Genomic DNA, 15,742 nt, shown 5'->3' on the forward strand with positions numbered 1-15,742 from the left:
AACATTATGAGCCAAACATCGAGTCCGACCCTCAAAGGCCAATGCATTGCCGAGTTTCTCGGTACTGCTTTATTGATATTTTTTGGCGTTGGCTGTGTTGCTGCATTGAAATTAGCTGGCGCAAGTTTTGGCCAATGGGAAATCAGTATTATCTGGGGCCTGGGTGTCGCCATGGCCATCTACCTGACTGCGGCTATCTCAGGCGCACATCTTAACCCCGCCGTTACTATCGCTTTATGGCTGTTTGCCTGTTTCGACCGCAAGAAAGTCTTACCCTATATCGTGGCACAGGTTGCTGGCGCATTTTGCGCAGCGGCTTTGGTTTACGGCTTGTATTACGGCTTGTTCGTCGATTTTGAACAAACCCATCAAATCGTTCGCGGCAGCACAGAAAGCCTGAATCTGGCCGGTATCTTCTCTACTTATCCGAACCCTCACATTACCGTATTCCAGGCTTTCCTGGTTGAAACCGTTATTACCGCTATTCTGATGTGTCTGATTCTGGCACTGACTGACGACGGCAACGGCATTCCGCGTGGCCCACTGGCTCCTCTGCTGATTGGTATTCTGATCGCAGTTATCGGTGCATCAATGGGTCCATTGACCGGTTTTGCACTCAACCCGGCTCGTGATTTTGGTCCAAAACTATTTGCTTACCTCGCTGGTTGGGGCGATATCGCCTTTACCGGTGGACGTGAAATCCCTTACTTCCTGGTACCCGTTTTCGGTCCTATCGTTGGTGCGTTACTGGGTGCCTTTGGCTACCGCGCATTAATTGGCCGCCATTTGCCATGTGATATCTGCGTTGTAGAAGACGAAGCCACCACTAGCACCACCGAACGTAAAGCGTAATCCAGACACTGGAATAAACGGTAACTAAAGCAGGCTTATTATTATGACAACAGAAAATAATACTGAAAAAAAATACATTGTTGCTCTCGACCAAGGAACAACCAGCTCCAGAGCGGTAGTACTGGATCATGACGCCAATATCGTGAGCGTTTCTCAACGTGAGTTCACCCAAATTTACCCGAAAGCTGGCTGGGTTGAACACGACCCGATGGAAATCTGGGCCACCCAAAGTTCAACTCTGGTAGAAGTGCTGGCAAAAGCGGATATCAACTCCGATCAAATTGCCGGTATCGGCATTACTAACCAGCGTGAAACCACCATCGTGTGGGAAAAAGAAACCGGTAAGCCGATTTACAATGCCATTGTCTGGCAGTGTCGCCGTACCGCAGATATTTGTGAAAAATTGAAGAAAGACGGATTGGAAGAATATATCCGCCACAACACTGGCCTGGTTGTTGACCCTTACTTCTCAGGCACTAAGGTCAAATGGATTCTTGACCACGTTGAAGGTGCGCGTGAGCGAGCCAAGCGTGGCGAGCTGCTATTCGGGACAGTGGACACATGGTTGGTATGGAAGATGACCCAGGGACGGGTACACGTCACTGATTTCACCAATGCATCCCGTACTATGATGTTCAATATCCACACCCTGGATTGGGACGATCGTATGCTGGAAGCGCTGGATGTTCCACGCGCCATGCTGCCGAGTGTCCGTTCATCGTCAGAAGTTTATGGGCAAACCAACATCGGTGGTAAGGGCGGCACACGTATTCCTATCGCCGGTATCGCTGGTGACCAGCAGGCCGCGTTGTATGGCCAACTGTGCGTCCAACCGGGTATGGCGAAGAATACCTACGGCACCGGCTGTTTCCTGCTGATGAATACCGGCAAAGAAGCCGTACGCTCCAATCATGGCCTGTTGACGACCATTGCCTGCGGCCCACGCGGTGAAGTGAACTACGCGTTGGAAGGTGCTGTATTTATCGGTGGTGCGTCCATTCAATGGCTGCGTGACGAATTAAAACTGATTAGCGATGCTGCTGACTCAGAATACTTCGCCACCAAAGTCAAAGACAGCAACGGTGTCTATGTGGTTCCTGCCTTTACTGGCTTAGGCGCACCATACTGGGATCCGTATGCCCGTGGTGCCATTTTTGGTCTGACTCGTGGAGCCAATAGCAATCACATCATCCGCGCTACGCTGGAATCGATTGCCTATCAAACCCGCGACGTACTGGATGCCATGCAGGCTGATGCCAATACCCGCTTACAAGCCTTACGTGTTGATGGTGGCGCAGTAGCCAATAACTTCCTGATGCAGTTCCAGGCAGATATTTTAGGCACCCGCGTCGAGCGCCCAGCAGTACGTGAAAGCACCGCATTGGGTGCCGCTTTCTTGGCTGGTCTGGCGATCGGTTTCTGGAACGACTTGGATGAAGTGAAAAGCAAAGCGACCATTGAGCGGGAATTCCGCCCAAGCATTGAAACCACCGAACGTCATGTTCGTTACAGCGGTTGGAAAAAAGCCGTGGCTCGTGCCCAAGCTTGGGAAGAACACGACTAATATCATCTCAATATCACGCGCTGCCGCTCCCCCTGGCAGCGCGCTTTTATCCTTTCTTTCCAGCCACCATTCCTCAATGTGATAGAATTCCGGCCTATATCCGTTTTCCCTTTCGCAATTAACAGGTCGACCCATGAAACGTGAATTAGCCATCGAATTCTCCCGCGTAACCGAAGCCGCAGCACTCGCTGGCTACAAATGGTTAGGCCGAGGTGACAAAAATGCCGCTGACGGTGCCGCAGTGCAGGCCATGCGCATCATGCTTAACAAGGTCAATATTGATGGTCAAATCGTCATTGGCGAAGGGGAGATTGATGAAGCACCAATGCTGTATATCGGTGAACAGGTGGGCACCAAAGAAGGTGATGCCGTCGATATTGCGGTCGATCCTATTGAAGGCACCCGCATGACGGCAATGGGACAATCCAATGCGCTAGCAGTGCTGGCGGTCGGTGATAAAGGTACCTTCCTGCATGCTCCTGATATGTATATGGAAAAGCTGGTGGTAGGCCCTGGAGCAAAAGGCGCTATCGACCTTAATCTTCCGTTGGCTGAGAATCTGAATAACATTGCCCGCAAACTGGATAAACCGCTATCCGAACTGACTGTCATCACGCTGGCTAAACCGCGCCATGACGGTGTCATTGCTCAAATGCAGCAAATGGGAGTGAAAGTTTTTGCCATTCCCGATGGCGATGTTGCCGCCTCGATTCTCACCTGTATGCCCGAGAGTGAAGTGGACGTCATGTACTGCATCGGCGGCGCACCGGAAGGCGTTATCTCCGCTGCAGTCATTCGCGCACTGGACGGCGATATGCAAGGCCGACTGTTACCTCGTCATGAAGTCAAAGGTGACAGTGAAGAAAATCGCATCTTAGGTGAAAAAGAGCTGGAACGTTGCCTGAAAATGGGAATTGAAGCACGCAAGGTGCTGCATCTAGACGATATGGCGCGTAACGATAACGTGATTTTCTCAGCAACGGGTATTACCAAAGGTGATTTACTGGAAGGTATTTATCGTAAAGGGAATATGGCGACCACTGAAACGCTGCTGATTCGCGGGAAATCCCGCACTATACGCCGCATTCGCTCAACGCATTTCCTCGATCGCAAAGACGCTGCGTTACACGAATTTCTGCTGTAATTGATCGATATTGTGGGTGCTCTGGTTGCGCACCCACAATTATACTCACTCACCTCACCGAGCGTTAAACCCTATTCTCTTGCTGCTGCATTCGAGCCGATAACGGCCACCAGCACAATAAAATCAACAACGCCATTGCAAACATCAGCAATCCAAGACTGAATTGTCCAGTTTGCGGCAACATCGCCGACAGCCAGGTTGTCAAACCTGAACCGATATTCTGCAAGCCGCCGACCAACGCGCCTGCGGCACCCGCCAAATAGGGGAAAGGCTCCATTGCGCCAGTAGTAGCCAATGGGAACAACATCCCAGCACCAAAAAAGAACAAAGCGGCTGGTACAATCAGCGTCCAAATATTCATGATGCCAAACCACCCGGGAATCCACATCATCAACCCAGCCACCAGACAGCTAATCACCGAATGCCACATCAGATTGTGGAAGCTACGTTCGTCACGCCCCGCGTACCATGCGCCAAAGAATGCCGCGGGTATCGGCAAGATAAACAAAATACTGACGGTCATGCCGTTCAATCCCAACACCCCACCCATCAATACGCCAGAACTGGCTTCGAACACCGCAATCCCCGCTAGCGCCCCAATCAACATCACCAGATAACAACTAAATGCCCGATCCGACAATAAAGTGCGGAAACTGGCCAGCATTCGGGGTTTTTCGGCCTGCTGAGGTCGGGTCTCAGGCAACCAGCGGAACATGCAGAAAGCCACGCCACAGCACAATATCAAAAGAAATGCGTAACAAGCACGCCAGCCAAACCAACTGGCAAGTACGCCGCCAATAACCGGAGCCAGAAGCGGGCTGACCAGAATCCCCATATTCAACATACTATTGGCATAACGCAGCAGGGTACCGGCGTACAAATCCCGTGGCATGGTTCGCGCCATAACACCGGCAACGCCAGTTCCCATACCTTGTACAGCACTGGCAGCAACCAGCATCACCAGACTATTGGACAGAAAAGCCCCCAATGCACCGAGCATAAATATTGTCATGCCGGCCAGAATGACCGGTCGACGACCAATGCGGTCCGACAGTGGGCCATAAATCAGTTGTGATGCACCGTAGGTCAATAAATAGGCCGCCATCACTCGCTGCACCGCACCGGGACGCACAGCGAGGTCTTTAGCAATATCAGCAATGACCGGGACATAAATAGTCTGAGCCATCTGGCCGACAGCAACCAAGATGATTAACATCAGTAGCAGGTGGAAATTTTCTATTTTTCTCATTATCTTAAATAATCGATTGGCTTGTAATACGTGCATTTCTAGCCAGCGATACTGGCAACTAGCAGCACACCTTATTTATTTCGCATAAGCTAACAAATCCACGGCATATAGCTAATCAGAGCAAGATATTGCCTGCCAATCATTTGGCAGCCTAAACTACCAGTTATGTAAATCAAACTGTACATTATTAACTACATATTAAGACAATGGCTTATCTATCATGCTGATAACATTTAATCGATAATGCATTTCCGCAAAATCCCATAAAATACCCTTATCGCTATTTACATCATGCACACATCAGAATAACGGGAGTTGTAAGCTATGGCTGAATGGGTCAGTGGTAAAATCACACAGGTACAACATTGGACTGATGCCTTATTCAGCCTGCGTCTAGATGCTCCGGTAGATAGTTTTACCGCCGGTCAGTTCGCCAAACTGGCTCTGGATGTCGATGGTGAACGAGTGCAACGCGCCTATTCCTATGTCAATGCCCCCAGCGATGGCACTCTTGAGTTTTATCTGGTTAACGTCCCGGAGGGAAAGCTCAGCCCCCGCTTACAACAGTTACCCGTTGGGGCCGAAATTATGGTGACCAAACAAGCGGCTGGCTTTTTCGTTCTGGATGAGATTCCTGATTGCGATACCTTATGGATGCTGGCGACCGGTACTGCTATTGGCCCCTATTTATCTATCTTGCAGGAAGGCCGTAATCTGGCGCGTTTTAAACATCTGGTATTGGTACATGCGGCTCGTTTCTCCCGCGATCTCAGCTATTTGCCGCTGATGCAGCAATTGGAACAACGATACAATGGCAAGCTACGAATTCAGACTGTCGTCAGCCGCGAAGAAGCGCCGGGATCCTTGACTGGTCGCGTTCCGGCACTGATTGAAAATGGCTTGTTAGAAGCTGCGGTTGGCTTGAAAATTGATGGCGAGCGGGATCACGTCATGCTGTGTGGTAATCCGCAGATGGTTCGTGATACCCAACAAACTCTAAAAGATCAGCGGCAAATGAAGAAACATCTGCGCCGTAAACCGGGCCATATTACCAGCGAGCATTACTGGTAAATATTCTGTCACCGCTGGATACCAGCGTAAAAAAGGGCGTGGCCTGCGCCCTATTCTTATTTTTTCACAAGATTATTTCGCTTTGTCAGCCCAAAATATTACCTGATCGGGTTCCGAGCCAAAGCGGTTATCGCCTTCCGTCCCTAGAAATGCACCGCAATCAATTAGCATCATTACAATAATCAACGTAGGAATAAAACGTCCCACACCCCATTGCCAAAGGGGTGCCAGCATTTGCCAGTTACCGGCCATAAGCATCCAGGCTAACACCATCAACAAAGCCCACCAACCGGCTTTATTACGATCGTGCAGACGCTTCACCACAACCGCAGCTGTCGGCCACAGCAGAAACACAATGGCAAATGCGGCAGTTTGCATCGGCAACCAGTTTTGTCCCGCTAGTGTAAAAATTATCGACATCGCCAATAGCCATAGGCCGATCCAAATCCAGAAATCACGACGCCCAATACGGCCTTTAAACGAAAAACACCATTGCTGAATGGTCATAGGGATTCATTCCATTTCATCGAAATTATTGCGGCAAAGTGTACCCTAACGTCGAGGTTAACGAATAATCTTTGCGGGGATTTTTGACAAGCACTACCGATTACCGTTTTAATTCTCTATACACTCCCTAAACTACGGCGTAAGTCATGAGAAATACCATAACCGCTGTACTCGCCATATTATTGCTAATGGCCACGGTTAGCCGCACAGCTCATGCTGGCTCGACGGATGCGAGCGGTGCTCCAACACCCAATAACCAACTGACGGCACCCTACCTACTTTCCGGTGCACCCAGTTTTGATTTAACGCTGGTTAAATTTCGCGAAAGCTATAACCAGGACAATCCGACGTTGCCAATCAATGAGTTCCGAGCCATCAACAGCAAAGATGAAGGCAGCAATCTCACCCGTGCAGCCAGCAAGATAAATGAAAATCTTTATGCATCAACAGCATTAGAGAAAGGCACGGGGAAAATCAAAACCTTGCAGATAACCTATCTGCCGATTAAAGGTGATGAAGAAAAGGTCGCCAGAATCATTGCCGTAGCCTATATGGCAGCATTGATGCGCCAATTTGACACCACACTATCATTGCAGCAAAGCCTCGATAATGTGCTCAAGTTATTGAACAAAGGGAAAGGCTCCCATTTTTATACTCAGTCTGTCGGTGCAATTCGCTATGTTGTGGCAGATAACGGTGAAAAAGGGCTAACTTTCGCCGTTGAACCGATTAAGCTTTCACTTTCTGAACCTTGATCTCAAGCGTAATTAATGACGAAAAGCAAAGCCATTACCGATAATCATCTCTATACTGTTGGGCAGGTAAACTGCCGCTCTGGCAGTCATTATTATTGACCCTCGCGTTCCCTAGTTGGAGGAAGAAACATGCGACATCCATTAGTTATGGGTAACTGGAAGCTGAACGGTAGTACTCACATGGTTAACGAACTGATCGCTGGCCTGCGTAAAGAACTGAGCAATGTTGACGGTTGTGGCATTGCCATTGCTCCGCCGACAATCTATCTGGATCAGGCCAAACATCTTCTATCTGGTAGCCGTATTGCTCTGGGTGCTCAAAACGTCGATGTGAATCTTTCCGGCGCATTCACCGGTGAAACTTCCGCAGAAATGCTGAAAGATATCGGTGCTCAATACATCATTATCGGTCACTCCGAGCGTCGTACTTATCACCACGAAAGTGATGAGTTCATCGCGAAGAAATTTGGCATGTTGAAACAAGCAGGCTTGATTCCCGTACTTTGCATTGGTGAATCTGATGCAGAAAATGAAGCCGGCCAGACTGAAGCCGTTTGCGCTAAACAGCTGGATGCCGTACTGAACACACTGGGCGCGCAAGCATTCGAAGGCGCAGTTGTCGCTTACGAACCTATCTGGGCTATTGGTACAGGTAAATCAGCAACTCCAGCACAGGCTCAGGCCGTTCACAAATTTATTCGTGGTCATATCGCTAAGCACGATGCTGCCATCGCTGAACAAGTCATTATTCAGTACGGCGGTTCTGTTAACGATAAAAATGCTGCGGAACTGTTTACACAGCCAGATATTGATGGCGCATTGGTTGGCGGCGCGTCACTGAAAGCCGATGCTTTTGCCGTTATCGTGAAAGCAGCTGCAAAAGCGAAAAAAGCGTAACTAACGTTTCATACGTAACACGCAAAAACCCCGGCAACGGGGTTTTTTATGGCCTAAATAGCAACATGATCAGCGTTTGTTGATTTGGTCAAATACGCCACCCGTAGAAAAATGTTTCTGCTGTGCTTTAGTCCAACCACCAAAAACTTCATCAATGGTAAATAATTTCAGTTTAGGGAATTCATTGGCGAATTTGGCGGCTACCGCAGTATCACGTGGGCGATAGAAGTTCTTCGCCGCGATAGTCTGACCGACGGGTGAATACAGATATTTTAGATAGGCATCGGCCACTTCTCGGGTACCACGTTTATCGACTACTTTATCGACCACTGACACCGTAGGCTCAGCCAGAATAGACACACTTGGCGTGATAATATCAAACTGATCCTTCCCCAATTCATTCACCGCCAACAAAGCTTCATTCTCCCAAGCTATCAGTACATCTCCAATCCCACGCTCTACAAATGTGTTGGTTGCGCCACGCGCACCAGAGTCCAGCACCTCCACATTTTTATACAGGTTTTTGACGAAATCCTGTGCCTTCACCTGATCATTATTATTGTGCTCTAAGGCATAACCCCAGGCAGCCAGATAATTCCAGCGTGCACCACCTGACGTCTTGGGATTCGGCGTAATGACGGAAATACCCGGTTTTACCAAATCTGACCAATCGTGAATCTGCTTGGGATTACCTTTACGCACTAAAAATACAATGGTTGAAGTATAAGGAGCGGAATTATCGGGCAGACGCTTGATCCAGTGTTTATCAATACGACCACGTTCGGCAATAGCATCTACGTCATAAGCCAACGCCAGCGTCACAACATCAGCCTCAATACCGTTAATTACTGAGGTTGCCTGCTTTCCTGAACCGCCGTGCGACTGGCGTACCGTCACTTTGTCACCAGTTTGCTGTTGCCAGTGCTGACTAAATGCCTGATTGTATTCCTGGTAGAATTCCCGCGTTGGGTCATAAGATACATTCAGCAATTGAATATCTTTCGCCAGGACGCCCGATGTCACCAGCATTAATGTCAGACCTATACCCCATTTACGCATTGATCGCTCCCCAGAATTTATATAATCAACCTCAATAGGTTGGATACGATAAAGCCTGCCAGAAACTGAGCCTGCGATTAAAGAATAAAAAACGCGCTATTATATCTTTCTGAAATATACCCACCCTAAAATGCAAAAAGCCCCCGGAAATGTGAACGGAGGCTTTTTCAGGCAAGAAGTGGACGTTAGAACAGTTTTTTCGCTGTATCGTACCAATCTTCTTTAAACTTACTTTTCTTATTCTGCGGGTCAATACACACCGAGATAAAGTCGTGAACCATTTTTTCGTTTTGGATACCGACACAAATCCCGCCCTGTGCCCAAATTACCGAATCATCAGTGCACAATTCAACAGCATAGGCACCCATACGGGAAGCCAAAATTCGGTCATAAGCGACGGGTGCTCCACCACGTTGGATATGACCTAACACCGTACCACGGGTTTCACGGCCAGTTTCTTTCTCGATATATCTAGCCAGTTCATCAATATCATCAAGCTTCTCAGTGATAGCGACAATGGCGTGTTTTTTGCCTTTCGCAATACCGGCCTTGATTTCAGCGACTAAATCATCACGCTTGAACTCGACTTCGGGAATAGCGATAAACTCACAGCCACCGGCAATCGCCGCAGCCAGAGTCAAGTCACCACAATAACGACCCATCACTTCAACGATAGAGATACGTTGATGGGAAGAAGAAGTATCACGTAAACGGTCAATCGCTTCTACAACCGTATCCAGAGCGGTAAAGAAACCAATGGTATAGTCGGTTCCGGCAACATCGTTATCGATTGTGCCTGGTAAACCGACACAACGGATGCCCGCTTCGAGCGTCAGCAGGTTTGCACCGGCATAAGAACCATCACCACCAATAACGACCAATGCATCAATATTATTAGCTTTCAGGTTATTGATCGCAATGGCTCGCTTTTGCGGATCACGGAATTCAGGAAAACGCGCAGAACCAAGGAAAGTACCACCACGGTTAATCATATCGGACACACTATAGCGGTCCAACTTCTTCATACGGTTTTCATACAAGCCCAGGAAGCCATCTTCAATACCAAAAACCTCCAACCCCGCCGATAAAGCGGCACGAACCACACCACGAATAGCGGCGTTCATACCCGGCGCATCACCGCCGCTTGTTAGTACTCCGATTTTCTTGACCATGACTACCTCTGAACTTGTATATGCGATTTTTTAAGAACTCTTTATTAGCCGATTATGCCATGAGTCTGATACTCGTACATAAAAGCAACGCTACGACCATAATATTGGATACTATAGCAAAAATTCGATGCTGAATTGATTCAAGTCACACGAAGTTACGGTAAATTTTTCAGCCTTTCTGTAACATCATTTCATCAGACGGTGTGAAATTACATTTCCCAATGCGCATGACGCGCTTTCGGTACCACTGAACAAGGATCCTGATGGATTAACACATCAGCCCCTGGAAAACGGTGCAGTAAAGCACGTTCAACTTCTTCCGCCAGAATATGCGCTTGCATTAATGGCAGCCGATCTTCCATCTCGAGATGAAGCTGAATAAACCGCGTCGGCCCGGATTGGCGGGTTCGCAGGTCATGAGCACCAATCACCCCAGGCCATGACGTCACAATATCAATAATGTCCTGTCGTTCTTCGTCAGGCAGAGCGCGATCAAGCAAAGACTGCACCGCCTCATAGCCCATACGCAATGCGCTGTATAAAATATACACGCCAATACCTAATGCAAACAGCGCATCAGCGCGATGGAAACCATACCAACTTAAAGCTAATGCAATAAGAATAGCACCATTCATCATCAGATCTGATTGATAATGCAGCATGTCGGCGCGTATCGCCTGGCTTTGGGTTTTACGCACCACCCAGCGTTGAAATGTGACTAATATCAGCGTACTGAATAATGCCACTAACGTGACACTGATACCTATACTAGGATCTTGTAATGGTTCAGGCGAGGCCAGATGCTGGAAGCCGGTTAAAAATAGGAATAATGCAGAGCCGGAAATAAACATACTTTGTGCCAATGCGGCCAAAGACTCGGCTTTACCGTGGCCAAAAGTATGTTCTTCATCTGCTGGTTGCAGGGAATAACGCACGACAAAGAGATTTGTCAGAGAAGCGGCCAGATCGACCAAAGAATCGACCAATGCAGCTAATACGCTGACAGAGCCAGTATGCCACCAAGCAAAAATTTTAATCAGCAGTAAAGTTGACGCTAAAACGGTAGCAGACAAAGCCGCGGCTTTAACCAACCGTGCGTATTGCGGGTCCATAATCCGTTCCGATATAGAAACAAAGGGTTGTTAGTATAACGGATACAGATAAAAAAAAAGCCCTCCATCATGGAGGGCGAAAAGACAGGGATGGTGTCTATGGCAAGGAAAACAGGGTATTACTGGGGTCGTACTTTACTTCTGGGCAGAAGCAGGTTGCGGTGTTACAGGAGCTTGCTGCATTTGGCTCATACGCTGCGTATGCAACTGGTTCAATTTGGTTTTTTGCTCAGGAGTCAGCAAGTTGTACATTTGGTTGCGCACTTTGGCCATTTCGACCTGGCGATCAACCTGCAATTTGGACATTTTTTCAGCCTGAGCCCGGACAGCAGCTTCATCAAATTTGTCGGTAGCAACCAGTTTGTGCATTGCATCCCGGTCAGCAAAATCTATTGCTGAACGGGTATCACGATGCTGACGCATTAGGTCACGCATTTGTTGTCGTTGCTGCTCAGTCAAGTTTAAACCGTCAAACATGTTATGGTGGCCGCGGCCGCCTTTCATCATTTTGCCGTTGCTGTCGCCGTCGTGACACCAGTTGCCTCCAGTTGCAACAGTATCAACGGCAAATGCGGCATTAGAGCCGAAGGCCAACATTGACGCGATAACTAACGTTGTTACTTTACGCATGATTAACTCCTGGGTTCACTGTGCTATGCGATTCGATGTTAAGCAGTGTATCGGTCTGGCTGAAAACTAGCGTCAGTGCATGTAAAACTGAGGTCAGGGGATGTAAATCTAGGTAAAGTCATGGAATCGCGGCAATTGTTAACGTATTTTGCGTGACAGAGGTGAAATAACTATGCATAAAATTCTACTGGTTGATGACGATCGCGAATTAACTTCGCTATTGAAAGAATTACTTGAAATGGAAGGTTTTAATATTGTTGTTGCCTATGATGGTGAACAAGCGCTCAACCTACTCGACAACTCTATAGATCTGCTGTTGCTAGACATTATGATGCCGCGGAAAAACGGTATCGAAACCCTGAAAGAACTGCGTCAACATCACCAAACACCGGTGATTATGCTAACGGCCAGAGGCAGCGAGTTGGATCGCGTGCTAGGCCTGGAACTGGGTGCTGACGACTATTTGGCCAAACCCTTTAATGACCGAGAGTTAGTGGCACGTATCCGAGCAATTTTACGTCGTTCCAACTGGAACGAACAGCAGCAAAATGTTGACCAAGGCGCCCCTACGCTGGAGGTTGACTGCCTACAACTGAATCCGGGGCGGCAAGAAGCCAGTTTTGAAGGTCAGGTACTGGATTTGACTGGCACCGAATTTACACTGCTTTATCTGTTAGCTCAGCATCTTGGGCAGGTCGTTTCGCGAGAACATTTAAGCCAAGAAGTTCTGGGGAAGCGTCTAACGCCATTTGACCGCGCCATTGATATGCATATTTCCAACCTGCGCCGTAAGTTGCCAGAGCGTCGGGACGGGCTATCGTGGTTCAAAACTTTACGCGGCCGCGGATACCTGATGGTATCGGAAACATGATTAACAGTTTAACGACGCGAATTTTCGCTATTTTTTGGTTCACCCTCGCTCTGGTGCTTATGCTGGTGCTAATGGTGCCTAAGCTTGATTCGCGTCAACTGACGCCGCTATTGGATAATGAACAGCGTCAGGGAGTCATGCTAGAGCAGCATATTGAGGCTGAACTGGCTCGTGACCCTGCCAATGATTTAATGTGGTGGCGACGTTTGTATCGCGCCATTGAGAAATGGGCTCCTCCTGGCCAACATTTGGTTCTGGTTACCAGTGAAGGCCGGGTGATTGGTGCTGAGCGCCACGAAATGCAGATCGTGCGCAATTTTATCGGTCAGTCGGACAACGCCGATCAACCAAAAAAGAAAAAGTATGGCCGAGCCGAAATGGTTGGCCCGTTTTCTATTCGTGATGGCGATGATAACTATCAGTTGTATTTGATTCGTCCGGCGAGCAGCCCACAGTCCGACTTTATCAACCTGATGTTTGACCGCCCACTGCTAATGCTGATAGCCACGATGTTGATCAGTGCCCCACTACTGCTGTGGCTGGCCTGGAGCCTGGCTAAACCTGCACGTAAATTGAAAAATGCTGCTGACGATGTGGCTCGAGGAAATCTTAAACAACATCCTGAGCTGGAATCTGGTCCACAGGAATTTCTGGCCACCGGTGCCAGTTTTAACCAGATGATCAGCGCACTGGAAAGGATGGTTGCAGCCCAGCAACGGCTGATTTCCGATATTTCCCATGAGTTACGCACTCCGCTTACACGACTGCAATTGGCAACGGCTCTGATGCGCCGCCGTCATGGCGAAGGAAAAGAGTTGGAACGCATTGAAATGGAGGCTCATCGGTTAGACAGTATGATCAATGACCTGCTGGTGCTTTCTCGTAGTCAGCATAAAAACGAACTGCTACGCGAGCCGATTAAAGCAAACGAACTTTGGTCTGACGTACTGGAAAATGCACAGTTCGAAGCGGAACAGGTAGATAAAACGCTAGAAATCACCTCGCCACCAGGCCAGTGGACGTTGTTTGGTAATCCGGCAGCGCTGGACAGTGCGCTGGAAAATATCGTCCGTAATGCGCTGCGCTATTCTCATCATCATATTGCGGTCGCTTTCAGTGCAGATAACCAAGGCATTACCATTACTGTTGATGACGATGGCCCAGGCGTTAGCCCAGAAGATCGTGAGCAGATTTTCCGGCCTTTTTATCGTACAGACGAGGCTCGGGATCGTGAGTCAGGCGGTACCGGCTTGGGCTTGGCTATTGTTGAAACGGCGGTTAGCCAGCATCGTGGCTGGGTTCGCGCAGAAGATAGTCCACTCGGTGGGTTACGATTGACGATCTGGTTGCCTCTGCATCCGTTGAAAGCATAATCCATTGGCAAACGGTTGAGATCTGCTCGGTCTATTTATTCTTCGCAGTAGTTAAATACGGTTAACTACGCGGATGTCCACTGCACCAACCCTGAGTTTCTGGTATTCTGCGCCCCTCTTTACTGGGGGGCATATGCTGAATATTGTTTTATTTGAACCCGAAATCCCACCGAATACCGGTAATATCATCCGCCTGTGTGCCAATACGGGCTGTCAGCTCCATCTGATCGAACCGCTGGGTTTTACCTGGGATGACAAACGGCTGCGCCGTGCGGGTCTTGATTACCATGAATTTGCCAGCATCAAGCGCCACCATGACTATCAAGCATTTCTAGATAGCGAAAAGCCTGACCGCCTGTTTGCGCTGACGACTAAAGGTACTCCGGCTCACAGTGCAGTTAATTATCAGGATAACGATTTCTTGCTATTTGGCCCTGAAACTCGTGGTTTACCCGCCAGCATTTTGGAAGCGTTGCCTGCACAGCAAAAAATCAGGATTCCGATGCAACCGAATAGTCGAAGCATGAACCTGTCAAATGCAGTTTCTGTCGTGGTATACGAGGCGTGGCGTCAACTGGGTTATAACGGTGCATTAGTGAAAGAGTAAGAAATGAGTCAGAAAGGGGCACCCGTGGCCCCGTTCGGCCTATTTCAGGAATTAAATACCATCGCCATATTCAAAACCCTGGTTTACACCGTTGAAGTGCTGATCCATGTCCAGAGAAGGCTTGTCACTTTCCGGCCTGCCAACGATACGAGCAGGGACACCGGCTGCCGTAGTATGTGGTGGCACCGCTTGTAGCACCACTGAACCCGCCCCAATCTTGGCACCGCGCCCCACTTCAATATTGCCAAGGATCTTCGCACCCGCTCCGATCATCACACCTTCACGAATTTTCGGATGACGGTCGCCACTGGTTTTACCGGTGCCGCCCAAAGTGACAGATTGCAGGATGGATACGTCATTCTCAACCACCGCTGTTTCACCGATGACTATGCCAGTAGCGTGGTCCAGCATGATACCGCAGCCAATGGTTGCCGCAGGGTGAATATCAACACCAAATGCTACAGACACCTGATTTTGCAGATAAATCGCCAAAGCCTTACGTCCTTGCATCCATAGCCAATGGCCGATTCGGTAAGCTTGTAATGCGTGAAAGCCTTTAAGATACAGGAGTGGCGTGGAATGTTTGTCGACTGCGGGGTCTCGTAAACGAACAGCCAGAATATCGCGCGCGGCGGAAACGATCATATGGGGATCGCTACGATAGGCGTCTTCTACCACTTCACGAATAGCAATAGCCGGCATTATAGGATTAGCTAACTTATTCGCCAGAATGTAACTGAGGGCGCTGCCTAAATTTTCATGCTTTAATAATGTTGCATGAAAAAAGCTGGCCAGCATGGGTTCGCAATCAGCCAGCGCTCGTGCTTCCGATTTGATGCTGCTCCAGACCTGTTCTAATTCTTCTGACGACATGCCTTG

Annotated in this window: 16 protein-coding genes; 9 read left to right on the forward strand and 7 right to left on the reverse strand. The window is 48.7% G+C overall.

What is annotated here, in order from left to right:
- The first annotated feature begins 6 nt into the window (after positions 1–6).
- The 3 genes from DJ39_RS01910 (at position 7) to glpX (ending at position 3,560) form a co-directional block, all read left to right on the forward strand.
- Entirely contained in the window at positions 7–852 is an 846-nt protein-coding gene (locus DJ39_RS01910) for an MIP/aquaporin family protein (protein ID WP_004719538.1), read from the forward strand.
- A gap of 43 nt (positions 853–895) precedes the next feature.
- On the forward strand, positions 896–2,416 hold the full coding sequence (glpK, locus tag DJ39_RS01915) for a glycerol kinase GlpK (protein WP_004719540.1): 1,521 nt from the start codon (positions 896–898) through the stop codon (positions 2,414–2,416).
- Positions 2,417–2,549: 133 nt separating this feature from the next.
- Positions 2,550–3,560, forward strand: a complete 1,011-nt coding sequence (gene glpX, locus DJ39_RS01920) for a class II fructose-bisphosphatase (protein WP_004719542.1) — start codon at positions 2,550–2,552, stop codon at positions 3,558–3,560.
- Between the two features lie 64 nt (positions 3,561–3,624).
- Here glpX and emrD read toward each other — a convergent pair whose 3' ends face one another.
- A complete protein-coding gene (gene emrD, locus DJ39_RS01925) occupies positions 3,625–4,809 on the reverse strand; it encodes a multidrug efflux MFS transporter EmrD (protein ID WP_038244803.1) in 1,185 nt (394 codons plus the stop codon).
- A 324-nt stretch (positions 4,810–5,133) separates the two neighbouring features.
- Here emrD and fpr point away from each other — a divergent pair, with 324 nt between their 5' ends.
- Positions 5,134–5,880 (forward strand): ferredoxin--NADP(+) reductase, encoded by a 747-nt coding sequence (fpr, locus tag DJ39_RS01930; RefSeq protein ID WP_004719546.1) that lies wholly within the window; start codon positions 5,134–5,136, stop codon positions 5,878–5,880.
- 72 nt (positions 5,881–5,952) lie between these two features.
- Here fpr and DJ39_RS01935 read toward each other — a convergent pair whose 3' ends face one another.
- A complete protein-coding gene (locus DJ39_RS01935) occupies positions 5,953–6,387 on the reverse strand; it encodes a DUF805 domain-containing protein (protein WP_004719548.1) in 435 nt (144 codons plus the stop codon).
- A 146-nt stretch (positions 6,388–6,533) separates the two neighbouring features.
- Between DJ39_RS01935 and DJ39_RS01940 the strand changes: the two genes are divergently transcribed.
- Both DJ39_RS01940 and tpiA read left to right on the forward strand, forming a co-directional pair.
- The gene (locus tag DJ39_RS01940; RefSeq protein WP_038251122.1) at positions 6,534–7,142 is read left to right on the forward strand and encodes a DUF1454 family protein; all 609 of its coding nucleotides are present in this window, start codon (positions 6,534–6,536) and stop codon (positions 7,140–7,142) included.
- Between the two features lie 129 nt (positions 7,143–7,271).
- Positions 7,272–8,039 carry a triose-phosphate isomerase gene (tpiA, locus tag DJ39_RS01945; RefSeq protein ID WP_038244698.1) on the forward strand — a complete coding sequence of 256 codons (768 nt, stop codon included), beginning with the start codon at positions 7,272–7,274 and terminating at the stop codon, positions 8,037–8,039.
- Positions 8,040–8,108: 69 nt separating this feature from the next.
- Here tpiA and DJ39_RS01950 read toward each other — a convergent pair whose 3' ends face one another.
- From DJ39_RS01950 to cpxP, 4 genes are all read right to left on the reverse strand, one after another.
- On the reverse strand, positions 8,109–9,098 hold the full coding sequence (locus DJ39_RS01950) for a sulfate ABC transporter substrate-binding protein (RefSeq protein ID WP_004719555.1): 990 nt from the start codon (positions 9,096–9,098) through the stop codon (positions 8,109–8,111).
- 185 nt (positions 9,099–9,283) lie between these two features.
- Complete coding sequence (pfkA, locus tag DJ39_RS01955) at positions 9,284–10,270, reverse strand: 6-phosphofructokinase (protein ID WP_004719556.1); 987 nt, start codon at positions 10,268–10,270, stop codon at positions 9,284–9,286.
- A gap of 209 nt (positions 10,271–10,479) precedes the next feature.
- Positions 10,480–11,382, reverse strand: coding sequence for a CDF family cation-efflux transporter FieF (fieF, locus tag DJ39_RS01960; RefSeq protein WP_004719559.1), 903 nt, complete (start codon positions 11,380–11,382; stop codon positions 10,480–10,482).
- Positions 11,383–11,517: 135 nt separating this feature from the next.
- The gene (gene cpxP / locus DJ39_RS01965; RefSeq protein ID WP_004719560.1) at positions 11,518–12,012 is read right to left on the reverse strand and encodes a cell-envelope stress modulator CpxP; all 495 of its coding nucleotides are present in this window, start codon (positions 12,010–12,012) and stop codon (positions 11,518–11,520) included.
- 172 nt (positions 12,013–12,184) lie between these two features.
- On the opposite strand from cpxP, the gene cpxR reads away from it, so the two are divergent.
- From cpxR to trmL, 3 genes are all read left to right on the forward strand, one after another.
- Positions 12,185–12,883, forward strand: a complete 699-nt coding sequence (gene cpxR, locus DJ39_RS01970) for an envelope stress response regulator transcription factor CpxR (protein WP_004719562.1) — start codon at positions 12,185–12,187, stop codon at positions 12,881–12,883.
- Complete coding sequence (cpxA, locus tag DJ39_RS01975) at positions 12,880–14,256, forward strand: envelope stress sensor histidine kinase CpxA (protein ID WP_038244702.1); 1,377 nt, start codon at positions 12,880–12,882, stop codon at positions 14,254–14,256. The genes cpxR and cpxA overlap by 4 nt, the downstream gene beginning before the upstream one ends.
- A 133-nt stretch (positions 14,257–14,389) precedes the next feature.
- Positions 14,390–14,863, forward strand: coding sequence for a tRNA (uridine(34)/cytosine(34)/5-carboxymethylaminomethyluridine(34)-2'-O)-methyltransferase TrmL (gene trmL, locus DJ39_RS01980; RefSeq protein ID WP_004719565.1), 474 nt, complete (start codon positions 14,390–14,392; stop codon positions 14,861–14,863).
- Between the two features lie 51 nt (positions 14,864–14,914).
- On the opposite strand, the gene cysE is transcribed toward trmL, so the two are convergent.
- Positions 14,915–15,736: a serine O-acetyltransferase gene (gene cysE, locus DJ39_RS01985; protein WP_004719568.1), complete on the reverse strand. Its 822-nt coding sequence runs from the start codon at positions 15,734–15,736 to the stop codon at positions 14,915–14,917.
- Positions 15,737–15,742: the final 6 nt, after the last annotated feature.

It is taken from the genome of Yersinia ruckeri ATCC 29473, assembly GCF_000754815.1.
GTDB lineage: Bacteria > Pseudomonadota > Gammaproteobacteria > Enterobacterales > Enterobacteriaceae > Yersinia > Yersinia ruckeri.

Coding starts and splice junctions, on each gene's coding strand:
- fieF (WP_004719559.1), bottom strand. CDS start 11,382: ATGGACCCGCAATACGCACGGTTGGTTAAAGCCGCGGCTTTGTCTGCT.
- fpr (WP_004719546.1), top strand. CDS start 5,134: ATGGCTGAATGGGTCAGTGGTAAAATCACACAGGTACAACATTGGACT.
- DJ39_RS01935 (WP_004719548.1), bottom strand. CDS start 6,387: ATGACCATTCAGCAATGGTGTTTTTCGTTTAAAGGCCGTATTGGGCGT.
- trmL (WP_004719565.1), top strand. CDS start 14,390: ATGCTGAATATTGTTTTATTTGAACCCGAAATCCCACCGAATACCGGT.
- DJ39_RS01910 (WP_004719538.1), top strand. CDS start 7: ATGAGCCAAACATCGAGTCCGACCCTCAAAGGCCAATGCATTGCCGAG.
- emrD (WP_038244803.1), bottom strand. CDS start 4,809: ATGAGAAAAATAGAAAATTTCCACCTGCTACTGATGTTAATCATCTTG.
- pfkA (WP_004719556.1), bottom strand. CDS start 10,270: ATGGTCAAGAAAATCGGAGTACTAACAAGCGGCGGTGATGCGCCGGGT.
- cysE (WP_004719568.1), bottom strand. CDS start 15,736: ATGTCGTCAGAAGAATTAGAACAGGTCTGGAGCAGCATCAAATCGGAA.
- cpxP (WP_004719560.1), bottom strand. CDS start 12,012: ATGCGTAAAGTAACAACGTTAGTTATCGCGTCAATGTTGGCCTTCGGC.
- glpK (WP_004719540.1), top strand. CDS start 896: ATGACAACAGAAAATAATACTGAAAAAAAATACATTGTTGCTCTCGAC.
- glpX (WP_004719542.1), top strand. CDS start 2,550: ATGAAACGTGAATTAGCCATCGAATTCTCCCGCGTAACCGAAGCCGCA.
- DJ39_RS01940 (WP_038251122.1), top strand. CDS start 6,534: ATGAGAAATACCATAACCGCTGTACTCGCCATATTATTGCTAATGGCC.
- cpxR (WP_004719562.1), top strand. CDS start 12,185: ATGCATAAAATTCTACTGGTTGATGACGATCGCGAATTAACTTCGCTA.
- tpiA (WP_038244698.1), top strand. CDS start 7,272: ATGCGACATCCATTAGTTATGGGTAACTGGAAGCTGAACGGTAGTACT.
- DJ39_RS01950 (WP_004719555.1), bottom strand. CDS start 9,098: ATGCGTAAATGGGGTATAGGTCTGACATTAATGCTGGTGACATCGGGC.
- cpxA (WP_038244702.1), top strand. CDS start 12,880: ATGATTAACAGTTTAACGACGCGAATTTTCGCTATTTTTTGGTTCACC.